Annotated in this window: 15 protein-coding genes; 6 read left to right on the plus strand and 9 right to left on the minus strand. The window is 71.5% G+C overall.

From position 1 onward, the window contains the following. The 4 genes from AOK15_RS38640 to AOK15_RS38655 form a co-directional block, all read right to left on the minus strand. On the minus strand, positions 1–208 hold a 208-nt coding region (locus AOK15_RS38640; RefSeq protein ID WP_205632299.1), incomplete at its 3' end, for a roadblock/LC7 domain-containing protein. 57 nt (positions 209–265) lie between these two features. Continuing rightward, positions 266–859 (minus strand): hypothetical protein, encoded by a 594-nt coding sequence (locus tag AOK15_RS48060; protein ID WP_240508795.1) that lies wholly within the window; start codon positions 857–859, stop codon positions 266–268. Continuing rightward, the gene (locus AOK15_RS38650; protein WP_055523572.1) at positions 856–1,698 is read right to left on the minus strand and encodes a DUF4388 domain-containing protein; all 843 of its coding nucleotides are present in this window, start codon (positions 1,696–1,698) and stop codon (positions 856–858) included. The genes AOK15_RS48060 and AOK15_RS38650 overlap by 4 nt, the downstream gene beginning before the upstream one ends. Continuing rightward, on the minus strand, positions 1,695–2,069 hold the full coding sequence (locus tag AOK15_RS38655) for a hypothetical protein (RefSeq protein ID WP_240508796.1): 375 nt from the start codon (positions 2,067–2,069) through the stop codon (positions 1,695–1,697). Before AOK15_RS38655 ends, AOK15_RS38650 begins: the two co-directional genes overlap by 4 nt. A gap of 154 nt (positions 2,070–2,223) precedes the next feature. On the opposite strand from AOK15_RS38655, the gene AOK15_RS38660 reads away from it, so the two are divergent. Further along, entirely contained in the window at positions 2,224–2,589 is a 366-nt protein-coding gene (locus tag AOK15_RS38660; protein ID WP_055523574.1) for a hypothetical protein, read from the plus strand. Positions 2,590–2,689: 100 nt separating this feature from the next. Here AOK15_RS38660 and rsrA read toward each other — a convergent pair whose 3' ends face one another. From rsrA to AOK15_RS38680, 4 genes are all read right to left on the minus strand, one after another. Continuing rightward, positions 2,690–3,001: a mycothiol system anti-sigma-R factor gene (gene rsrA / locus AOK15_RS38665; RefSeq protein WP_055523575.1), complete on the minus strand. Its 312-nt coding sequence runs from the start codon at positions 2,999–3,001 to the stop codon at positions 2,690–2,692. Continuing rightward, on the minus strand, positions 2,998–3,669 hold the full coding sequence (sigR, locus tag AOK15_RS38670) for an RNA polymerase sigma factor SigR (RefSeq protein ID WP_055523577.1): 672 nt from the start codon (positions 3,667–3,669) through the stop codon (positions 2,998–3,000). The genes rsrA and sigR overlap by 4 nt, the downstream gene beginning before the upstream one ends. A gap of 374 nt (positions 3,670–4,043) precedes the next feature. Further along, positions 4,044–4,679 carry an alpha/beta hydrolase family protein gene (locus tag AOK15_RS38675; protein WP_055523590.1) on the minus strand — a complete coding sequence of 212 codons (636 nt, stop codon included), beginning with the start codon at positions 4,677–4,679 and terminating at the stop codon, positions 4,044–4,046. 10 nt (positions 4,680–4,689) lie between these two features. Beyond that, positions 4,690–5,505 carry an SOS response-associated peptidase gene (locus tag AOK15_RS38680; RefSeq protein ID WP_055523592.1) on the minus strand — a complete coding sequence of 272 codons (816 nt, stop codon included), beginning with the start codon at positions 5,503–5,505 and terminating at the stop codon, positions 4,690–4,692. Between the two features lie 299 nt (positions 5,506–5,804). On the opposite strand from AOK15_RS38680, the gene AOK15_RS38685 reads away from it, so the two are divergent. The 4 genes from AOK15_RS38685 (at position 5,805) to AOK15_RS38700 (ending at position 9,579) form a co-directional block, all read left to right on the plus strand. Next, positions 5,805–6,527 carry a M50 family metallopeptidase gene (locus AOK15_RS38685; RefSeq protein WP_055523579.1) on the plus strand — a complete coding sequence of 241 codons (723 nt, stop codon included), beginning with the start codon at positions 5,805–5,807 and terminating at the stop codon, positions 6,525–6,527. Positions 6,528–6,695: 168 nt separating this feature from the next. Next, entirely contained in the window at positions 6,696–8,033 is a 1,338-nt protein-coding gene (gene aroA, locus AOK15_RS38690) for a 3-phosphoshikimate 1-carboxyvinyltransferase (RefSeq protein WP_055523581.1), read from the plus strand. A 16-nt stretch (positions 8,034–8,049) separates the two neighbouring features. Further along, positions 8,050–9,063: a ribosome small subunit-dependent GTPase A gene (rsgA, locus tag AOK15_RS38695; protein ID WP_055523583.1), complete on the plus strand. Its 1,014-nt coding sequence runs from the start codon at positions 8,050–8,052 to the stop codon at positions 9,061–9,063. Between the two features lie 192 nt (positions 9,064–9,255). Beyond that, entirely contained in the window at positions 9,256–9,579 is a 324-nt protein-coding gene (locus tag AOK15_RS38700; protein WP_055523585.1) for a DMT family transporter, read from the plus strand. Between the two features lie 3 nt (positions 9,580–9,582). On the opposite strand, the gene AOK15_RS38705 is transcribed toward AOK15_RS38700, so the two are convergent. Then, entirely contained in the window at positions 9,583–10,203 is a 621-nt protein-coding gene (locus AOK15_RS38705) for a TetR/AcrR family transcriptional regulator (RefSeq protein ID WP_055523587.1), read from the minus strand. A 258-nt stretch (positions 10,204–10,461) separates the two neighbouring features. On the opposite strand from AOK15_RS38705, the gene AOK15_RS38710 reads away from it, so the two are divergent. Further along, a partial coding sequence (locus tag AOK15_RS38710; protein ID WP_276206257.1) for an inositol monophosphatase family protein occupies positions 10,462–10,783 on the plus strand: 322 nt, incomplete at its 3' end.

Here is a 10,783-nt window from a genome sequence, read left to right on the forward strand (position 1 = left end):
CGGAGCCGGACTGGTCGGCCATGCGGCGGCTGACACCGAGCGTCGCGGCGGCCAGCGCGGCGACGGACTCGGGGTGCACCTTGTCGACGTCGGCGACGACGAGGAGCCCGTCCACGGTGGACAGGACGGTCTCGGAGACGCCCAGGACCCGGTCACGCAGCGAGGTCAGGATGCTGGTGAGCGTTTCGGTCGAGGCGTGTGCGGTCATGGGGACGTGCTCCTTGGTCCGGATGTCTGCGGTGGGGAGTTGGGGATCCGTAGGGGCTCAGTCGGACGGGTTCCGGTCCGACTCGGGGAGAGCCCGAAGCCCGCGGCGGACGCGCCGCAGCATGTCGAGGGAAGGCTGGTCGGCGAGGAGTTCCTCGGGCGACAGCAGGGACAGGGGAGGGAAGGGCGGCGGTGCGGCGGTGGTCTCCGAGGCGTCGCCCCCGGCGGCCGCACCGGGCTCGGGCCCGGTGCCGCGCGCGGCTCCGCGCACGGGTAACGGGGGCGGTTCCCCAGGTGCGCCCCTCGTTTCGGCCGAGGACTGCGTCGGGGCGCCGGGGTGGGGTTCTGCGGACGAAGACGGCTGGGCGGCGGAATCGGGCTCGGTGGATGCGGCCTTGCTGGGCGCGGCTTGGCTGGGTGCAGCCTTGCTGGGTGCAGCCTTGCTGGGCGCGGCCTTGCTGGGCGCGGCCTTGCTGGGCGCGGCCTTGCTGGGCGCGGCCTTGCTGGGCGCGGCCTCGGAGGAAGACGCGGGGTGGGTGGTGGAGGCCGGGTGGTCGGGGCCCGGCGGGGTTCTGGGGGCCTGTCTCCGCCGGAGGCGGGCGGCCTTGGTGCGTCGGCGGCGCTTGCGGGCCGGGTCCTTGTCTGCGCTCACTCCCCGTCCCTCGCGCCGAAGTCGCCGGTGGGAAATCCCCCGCCCGGCCTGCGTCTGGGTAGGGGACCGGCCCTCGGTGACGGTTCGTCGGCCGAGGTCACGGTCCGCGGGGGCACCCGGGGTGCGGTGCTGGGCCGCCCCTCGGGCACGGTCGTGGTCTCCCAGCGGACGGCGCCGAGCGCCTCCAGCCGGATCAGGTCCAGCATCACCGCATAGAGTCCGCGACCACGGGCGAAGGCGATGTCGCGCGGGGTGCGACGTCCGTTGGCGCTGTCGACGAGTTCGCGATGACGTGGCGTCAGTCCGCTGCCGGAAGCGGGGTGCGCGCGGTCGGCGACCGGGGCGGGCCGGCCCCGGGCCAGCTCGACCGCCGGGCCGCGGAGCCGCGCCAGCAGCGCGATGCGGCGAGACGTCTCCTCGGCCAGCGGGCGGGGTTCGACTCCGGGCCGGGCCAGGAGGGTGGGCTCACGGTCGGTCAGTTCCCAGTCCCCCGGCGGTCTCAGCGCCATCGCGAACGCCCCGTCATAGACGGCCGCCGTGCAGACGACCTCCAGCTCGGCGGCACCGATCAGACCCGTGGCCTCGAGACGGTGGCCCAGCCGGTCCGCGTCGGGCTCGGCGGCGCACGCGGCGAGCCAGGCGTCGTCGTCGATCCGGCCGGAGGCGAGCAGTGTGGACGTCGCGGTCGGCGCGCCCGGTGTCTCGATCGCGCCGACCCGGCCGCCGCGGAGATGAATCGTGCCACCAGGGGCACCGGAGACCCGTACCGTGCCGGTGAAGCCCTCCTCGTGCAGGGCCTGGAGCAGGGCCGGCACATTGCGTGCCGAGGGTGTCCTCACGCCAGCACCTCTCGGGCCCGGTCACCGAGGCTGCGCAGCGCCAGGGCCATATTGGCCCGGTCCCGGTCGAGGCCGGCGGCGAGCAGCAGCGGGTCGCCGGCCGACCGGGGCACGGAGAGCAGCACCTGATGGCGTCTTCTGCTGGTCATGACCACGCTCTCCAGCTCCCCCACGGCCCCCGCCTCGCCGAGACGCTCGGAGATGAGGGCGGCGAGGTCGGAGACCTCCGTCCCCGTCCCGGCCTGGGCGGCGTCGCCCGCGGTTCCGTAGGTGAGTCCGGTGACGGCGTCGATCAGGGCGACGCCGATGACGCCCGGGGAGTCGAGAAGCCGGTCCAGGGAGTCCTGGAGAGCGGTCACCCTTTCCCCCATTCGCCCTCCACGTTCACGCGCCGCACAGTACTTTGAGCGTCAACTTCCGAAACACGCAACAAAGTTGACGTTTGCGACCCAAGGATCGCTCGCGTTCGATCGTAGATGGCCGGACAGTGACCGGTCAGCAGCACTGAGGAATTGGGGCAGCAAGATGAACATCGAGACCGCACTCAAGGAAGCCATGACGGTCGACGGTGCGATCGGCGTGGCGCTGGTCGACTACGAGAGCGGTATGGCGCTCGGCACCCTCGGCGGCGGACAGCACCTCGACCTCGAACTCGCGGCCGCCGGGAACACCGAGGTCGTGCGCTCCAAGATGCGCACCCTGGCCTCGCTCGACATGAACGACGTGATCGAGGACATCCTGATCACGCTGGGCCAGCAGTACCACCTGATCCGTCCGCTGAGCAGCAGCAAGGGCTCGCTCTTCCTCTACCTGGCGCTCGACCGCTCCCGCAGCAATCTGGCCCTGGCCCGCCACAACCTGAAGCGCGTGGAGACCGGCCTGGAGGTCTGATCACTCCCGGCACCGCACACGACCGAGCCCGTTCCGAGGGCGGCCGGACGGCCGTGCCCGGAACGGGCTCGGTACAGGCATACCGCTGGTGGGCGGGTGCTCAGGTCTCCTGCGGTGTCGCCGGCGAGGCCGTCACCTCGTGCTCGGGGACCGCCTGCCCGGAGCGGATCAGATCGATCCGCCCCATGACCTTGGCCCGCAGGTCGGTCGGCACGTCGTCCTGCCCGCAGCACCGCTTGACCAGCTTCTTGACGGCCTGTTCGAGACCGTACTTCTCCAGGCACGGCGAGCACTCCTCGAAGTGGTGCTCGAACTTGGTGCAGTCGGCGTCGGGCATCTCCCGGTCGAGGAACTCGTAGAGATGATCGAGGATCTCGCTGCAATCCGTCTCGTGCGGCTCTCCGCAGCTCATGAGCCCGAGCCTTTCGCTTCGTTCGACTCTCCGGCGCCGGCCGGGACCAGCCCGCGGTCACGGGCGTAGTCCTCGAGCATGCCGCGCAGTTGACGGCGGCCCCGGTGCAGCCGGGACATCACCGTACCGATGGGTGTCCCCATGATGTCGGCGATCTCCTTGTACGCAAAGCCCTCGACATCGGCGAGGTACACAGCGATGCGGAATTCCTCGGGGATCGCCTGCAGCGCTTCCTTCACGTCCGAGTCGGGCAGGTGATCGAGCGCCTGCGACTCGGCCGAACGCAGACCCGTCGACATGTGCGACTCGGCGCGCGCCAGCTGCCAGTCCTCGATCTCTTCGGCCGCACTGCGCTGGGGCTCACGCTGCTTCTTGCGGTACGAGTTGATGAAGGTGTTCGTGAGGATGCGGTACAGCCAGGCCTTCAGGTTGGTGCCCTCGCGGAACTGGTGGAAGGACGCGTACGCCTTGGCATACGTCTCCTGCACCAGGTCCTCGGCGTCGGCGGGGTTGCGCGTCATGCGCAGCGCGGCCGAGTACATCTGGTCGAGGAACTCCAGCGCGTCCCGCTCGAAACGAGCGTTGCGGTCCGCGGCGGTCTCCGTGCCCTCGGGCTGCTCCGCCTGGCCCCGTTCGGTCCCTGCGTCGGTCCCAGTGACCGGACCCACCTCCTCCAGTGTCTGTGCGGCACCGAAACCGGTACCACCAGATTCGGAGGATAGACGACGATCCGCACCCGCCGCCGCCCGAATAGGGGCGCTCTTCGCCGCGTGCAGCACCGTCCAGTCCAGGTCAGCGCGGCTGCTGCGGGTCGGGCAGATGGTCGAACCCATGCGGCGGACTTCCTCTCCTACGACGGTCAGCACGGTCTCGCGCTGTCTGATCCGCACAACAGGGGACCGTCACGCAACATTCCCGCCTTCCCACCGACTCCTTACCGAGTGACCCATTCCACTCGTCCCGGCGAACGACCTCAGCGTCTCCGGGCGGACGACCTCAGCGTCTCCGGGCGGACGACCTCAGCGTCTCCGGGCGGACGACCTCAGCTCGCGCGGCCCAGCGACCCGATCCACTCCACGACACCGTCGGTGATCACCTTCAGCGCCGCCTCCTGATCGAGGGGCGCCCGCTTCGGTACGGCGAACCCGTGATCCCCGTACGGCACCTCCACGAGCGCGTGCGGCCCCTCCGGGAACTCCTCCGGCCTCCCGAACGTGTCGTTCCCGCCCTGCACGACCAGTGTCGGCACCCCGGCGCCGAGCAGCTCACCGGCGCGGGACTTCTCCGGCTTGCCCGGCGGATGCAACGGGAAGCTCAGCGCGAGCACGGCCGCCGCGCCCAGCTCCTGCGCGGTACGGCAGGCCACCCGGGCCCCGGCGCTGCGCCCGCCCGCGATCACGGGCAGCCCCGGCCCCGTCAGCGCGGGCCACAGGCCCCGCCAACCGACGTCCAGGGTCTTCGGCGCGGGCGCGAGCTTCTTGCCGGCCACCCGCCAGGGCTGCTCGACGAGCGCGACGGTCACCCCGTGCGCGGGGAGGACGGCGGCGAGGGCCTGGAGATCGCGCGCCTCGACGCCGCCGCCCGCGCCATGGCTCACGGCGAGCACCCATCGGGCGTCCCGCGCCTCGTGCCAGGTGACCCGGGCCGTGCCCGCCTCGGTGTCGATCTCTTCTCTGATCCCGTTCACGTCAGAAGAGTGTGCCCTCCTCGGGGCCTTCCAGCTCCTTCAACAGCTCCGGGGCGTTGTTACGGACGTTGCTGACGGCCGTCGAGACCGGGTAGGCGCGCATCAGTCCGGCGGGCGGCGGCTCCAGCAGGCCGCGCAGATCGTCGGGATCCGTCCGGGCCGGGTCCAGCCAGCTGTCCCAGCGGTCGGGCGTGAGCATCAACGGCATCCGGGGGTGGATCTCGGCCAGCGTGAACGGGCCGTCCGCGGGCGCCACGGCCAGCGGGGTCGTCTCCGCCTCCGTCGTGATCACCGAGCAGGTGACCCACCAGGCCTGCGGATGGTCGTCCGGCAGGGTCTTGTCCCGCCAGAACTCGTACAGCCCGGCCATGGCGAACACGGATCCGTCGGCGGGGAGCACGAAGTACGGCTGCTTGCGCGGCCTCTTCTTCTTACCCTCGACCTCCAGGTCCCGCTCGTGCTTGCCGGTGACCCACTCGTAGTACCCGTCGGCGGGCAGGATGCAGCGGCGGGACGCGAAGGCACGACGGTACGAGGGCTTCTCGTGGACGGTCTCCGCGCGCGCGTTGATCATCCGGGCGGCGCCCTCGGGGTTCTTGGACCAGGAGGGGACGAGCCCCCACTTCAGCTTGCGCAGCTGGCGGACCGGCCGCTTGTCGTCGGCGTCCTTGAGGGGGCGGTCGAGAACCGCGTAGACCTCCTTGGTGGGGGCCACGTTGTAGTCGGGCTCCAGGGTCTCCTCCGGCTCCCACTTCTCGACCTCGAAGATTCCCGAGAGATCCTCCGGCCTGCGACTCGACGCATACCGCCCGCACATCTCGAACCACCCCTCCGACCCGCGCACACGCCGGGTCCTCCACCCGGACACATCCAAGGGTGGCAGACCACCGACGGGGCGCGGCGCGCGCAGGCGCCCACCGGACGGCCACCAGGCGCCCTCCGCTGTCCCTGCCGGTGCCCCCGTCGTCCGCATCGCGGACCACACCCCCGCGTCCACCGCTCCGACCAGCCGTTTCCCCCAGGAACGATCCCCGGCACCCCGGCGTCTCACATACCGTCCGCCCCCGAGTGCCACACTTCCAGATCCGACGCGACCCGGAGGAGATACCGCCGACCATGGAAAGCATCGCAGCCACCTCGCTGGCCAGCCTGTGGGACGAGGTCTTCGGCACCCAGCCCGACCCCGACACCTGGGTCGTCATCGCCACCGCGGTGGCCGCGCTCGCCGCGGTCGTCCCGCACGGCGTCTGGCGGCTCTCGCGCAACGCGATCACCATCGCGCACGAGGGCGGCCACGGCCTGGTCGCCCTGCTCACCGGCCGCACCCTGACCGGCATACGCCTGCACTCCGACACCAGCGGCCTCACCGTCAGCCGCGGCAAGCCCACGGGCCTCGGCATGATCCTCACCGCGGCCGCCGGCTACACCGCTCCCCCGCTGCTCGGCCTCGGCGGCGCCGCCCTCCTCGGCTCAGGCCGGATCACGCTGCTCCTGTGGCTCTCCACGATCCTCCTGGTCGCCATGCTGATCATGATCCGCAACGCGTACGGCGCTCTCACGGTCGTGGTCACCGGCGGCACCTTCGTCGTCGTCTCCTGGCTCGCCGGCCCCCAGGTCCAGGCGGCCTTCGCGTACGCGGTGGTGTGGTTCCTCCTCCTGGGCGGTGTACGCCCCGCCTTCGAGCTCCAGGCCAAGCGCCGCCGGGGCGGAGCCGGCGACTCCGACGCGGACCAGCTCTCCCGCCTGACCCATGTGCCGGCGACGGTATGGCTGCTGATGTTCCACGTGGTGTCCGTGTGCGCGCTGCTGGGCGGCGGAAGGTGGCTCCTGAGGCTGTGACCGTCAGCTGTGGCGGCCGTACGACGCGGCGCCGCGCGATCGGCCACGAACTGCCCCGAACGGGCGCGTACGCGACGAGCGACACATGCCAACACGGACGCGTACACGACGAGCGACGCACGTCAACCGGCTGAGCCCGGCGGAGCGAACCCCCACTAAAGTGGGCTCATGGCCCTGAACGCACAGCCCGCCCTCTGGCCCGCCCCGCACGCGAGCGGAGCCGTCGACGCGACGGTCCACGTGCCCGGGTCCAAGTCCGTCACCAACCGCGCCCTGGTCCTGGCGGCCCTCGCCAGCGAGCCGGGCTGGCTGCGCCGCCCCCTCCGCTCCCGTGACACCCTCCTGATGGCGGCCGCCCTGCGTGCGATGGGCGTCGGCATCGAGGAGACGGTCTCGTCCAGTTCCTCGGCCACGAGCGGCTCCGCCGTCTCCGGCGAGGCGTGGCGTGTCCTGCCCGCGGGGTTGCGCGGCCCGGCCACCGTCGACGTCGGCAACGCCGGCACGGTCATGCGCTTCCTTCCCCCGGTGGCTGCCCTCGCCGACGGCCCCATCCGCTTCGACGGCGACCCGAGGTCGTACGAGCGCCCCCTGAACGGTGTGATCGACGCCCTGCGCGCGCTCGGTGCCCGGATCGACGACGACGGCCGGGGCGCCCTGCCGCTGACGGTCCATGGCAGCGGTGCCCTCGACGGTGGCTCCGTGGAGATCGACGCCTCCTCCTCCTCGCAGTTCGTGAGCGCTCTCCTGCTGTCCGCGCCGCGCTTCAACCAGGGCGTGGAGGTCCGGCACATCGGCTCGACGCTGCCCTCCATGCCGCACATCCGGATGACCGTCGACATGCTGCGCTCGGTCGGCGCCCAGGTGGACACCCCGGAGTCGGGCGGCGAGCCCAACGTCTGGCGGGTCACGCCGGGCGCGCTGCTCGGCCGTGATCTGACGATCGAGCCGGACCTGTCCAACGCCCAGCCGTTCCTCGCGGCGGCCCTGGTGACCGGCGGCAAGGTCGTCGTCCCCGACTGGCCCACGCGCACCACCCAGCCCGGCGACCAGCTCCGGGAGATCTTCACCGAGATGGGCGGTTCCTGCGAACTCACCGAGTACGGGCTGGTGTTCACCGGATCCGGCGCGATCCACGGCATCGACGTGGACCTCGGCGAGGTGGGCGAGCTGACCCCCGGTATCGCCGCGGTCGCCGCCCTCGCCGACTCCCCGTCGACCCTGCGCGGCGTCGCCCACCTCCGCCTCCACGAGACGGACCGGCTGGCCGCCCTCACCAAGGAGATCAACGAACTCGGCGGCGACGTCACCGAGACCGCCGACGGCCTCCACATCCGCCCGCGCCCGCTGCACGGCGGTGTCTTCCACACCTACGACGACCACCGCATGGCCACCGCCGGCGCGATCATCGGCCTGGCGGTGAAGGACGTGCGGATCGAGAACGTGGCGACGACGGCCAAGACACTGCCGGACTTCCCCGAACTGTGGGCCGGGATGCTCGGGAACTGACGGGCGGACGACGATCATGCGCCGCTACGGCAAGCACACCGACGAGGACGACATCCGGACCCGTCCCAACCGCAAGGGCAACCGCCCCCGGACGAACATCCGTCCGAAGCACGAGGACGCCGCCGACGGCATGGTCCTCACCGTCGACCGAGGCCGACTGACCTGCCTCGTCGAGGACCGGATCGTACTCGCGATGAAGGCCCGCGAACTGGGCCGCAAGGCCGCGGTCGTCGGCGACACCGTCGCCCTCGTCGGAGACCTCTCCGGCAAGAAGGACACCCTCGCCCGCATCGTCCGCATCGCCGACCGCTCGTCGGTGCTGCGCCGCACCGCCGACGACGACGATCCGTACGAGCGCGTCGTCGTCGCCAACGCCGACCAGCTCGCCATCGTCACCGCCCTCGCCGACCCCGAGCCCCGCCCCCGGCTGATCGACCGCTGTCTCGTCGCGGCGTACGACGGCGGCCTCGAACCCCTCCTCGTCCTGACCAAGTCGGACCTCGCCTCGCCCGACAAGCTCCTGGAGCTCTACGGGGACCTCGACATCCCGTTCGTGGTGACGAGCCGCGAGGAGCTGGAGCAGGGCGCCGCGGCCGACCGGGTGCGCGCGCACCTCGACGGCAAGGTCACGGCGTTCGTGGGTCACTCGGGCGTGGGCAAGACGACCCTGGTCAACGCGCTCGTCCCCGACGACCGACGCCGGACGACCGGCCATGTCAACGCGGTGACGGGTCGCGGCCGGCACACCACGACCTCGGCGCTGGCCCTGCCCCTCGCGGACTCCGACGGCGGCTGGGTGGTGGACACCCCCGGGATCCGCTCCTTCGGCCTCGCCCACATCGACCCGACGCGGGTCATCCATGCCTTCCCCGACCTGGAATCCGGCACCGAGGGCTGTCCGCGCGCGTGCAGCCACGACGAGCAGGACTGCGCGCTGGACCAGTGGGTCGCCGACGGTCACGCGGACCCGGCGCGGCTGTACTCCCTGCGCCGACTGCTCTCGACCCGCGAACGACGGGAGGGCGACTGACCCCGCCGACGGGAAGGCGACTGACCTCCGCGTTGTTTGCGCCCCTCTCCACCCGGTAAGTGCATAATCGCACCAAGTCTGATCCAGACCAGATGAGACCCGAAGAGACCAGGCGAGATCAGGCGCATCAGGTGAGATCAGTCGACATCGGATGAAGCGGTCACGGAACGTGGGGACACGGGAGGACGAGACATGGCGTGGCTGCTCGTGGTCGTGGCGGGTCTGCTGGAGACCGGCTTCGCCGTCTGTCTGAAGCTCTCGCACGGATTCACCAGACTCTGGCCCACCGTCGCCTTCTGTATCTTCGCCCTCGGCAGCTTCGGCCTGCTGACCCTCTCCCTGAAGAAGCTCGATGTCGGCCCGGCCTACGCGGTCTGGACGGGCATCGGCGCGGCCGGTACGGCGATCTACGGGATGATCTTCCTCGGCGACGTGGTGTCCACCCTGAAGATCGTCTCGATCACCCTCGTCATCGCGGGCGTCGTCGGCCTCCAGCTCTCGGGCTCGGCGCACTAGTGGCTACCCAAGGGGCCTGCTCAGCTGGCGTGGCAGTGCGGTCCGCACCAGATCGGTGACCCCACCCTCGCGCGGCGGCGCCGCGACGCAGGACAGGGCGAGCCGGACGGCGAGTTCGCAGGAACGGGCCAGCTCCACCGTGTCCGCCCTGGCGGTGCCGGGCGGCGACAGCGCGGCGACGGCCCGGTCGCGCACCAGCGCCACGAAGTCGGAGGGCGCGGGCAGCGGCCCGTCGGCCCGGCGCTGCGCGGGCACCACGGAGGACGAGGGCACCGCCGAGAGTGTGAGGGCGGGCAGGCGCTCGCTCCAGCAACCGGTGAGCATGGCCCGTACGAGCAGGTTGCCCCGGGAGACCGCCACGGTCCACTCGGCGGTCGCGGCGAGCCGTTCCCTGCTGTCCACGGGGGTGGCCAACGCCCGTTCGACCCCTGCGAGATAGCCGTCCACCTCCCTGCGGACCAGGGCCCGGGCGAGCCCTTCCTTGCTGCCGAACTCGTTGTACAGCGTCTGGCGCGACACTCCGGCCACCGCCGCCACGTCCACCATCCGCACGGTGGACCACGGACGGCGCACCAGCGCCGTGTAAGCGGCGTCCAACAAGGATTCCCGCGCTGCAGGCATCATCGCCTCCCTGATACGAGCGGGCGGCTCTGGCCCTCAGATTTGACGCGCATCAACCCACTGTCAAGGGTTCGCGAGAGCGCCTACGGGCGCACTCCGGCCAACATGCGCGGGCCGACGGAAACCCCGGAGGATCCCGTCGGCGTCAGGTACCCGCACAGCGCCACTCCGCACCCCCGGGGGCGCACCGAACTCCTCCGGGCGCTCCTGCCCCGGGCCCCCTATGGCCCCGCACCGACCTCGGCGGATACCGTTCGCACCATGGCCGACTACCTCGACGACCTCCGCTTCGCCCACGTCCTCGCGGACGCCGCCGACGCGAGCACCATGTCCCGCTTCAAGGCCCTCGACCTCAAGGTGGAGACGAAGCCCGACATGACTCCGGTGAGTGAGGCCGACAAGGCCGCCGAGGAACTCATCCGCGGCCATCTCCAGCGCTCCCGCCCCCGGGACGCGATCCTCGGCGAGGAGTACGGCGTCGAGGGCACCGGCCCCCGCCGCTGGGTCGTCGACCCGATCGACGGCACCAAGAACTACGTCCGTGGCGTGCCCGTATGGGCCACCCTGATCTCCCTGATGGAGG

The sequence above is a fragment of the Streptomyces ossamyceticus genome, from assembly GCF_001418475.1.
Classification (GTDB): domain Bacteria; phylum Actinomycetota; class Actinomycetes; order Streptomycetales; family Streptomycetaceae; genus Streptomyces; species Streptomyces ossamyceticus.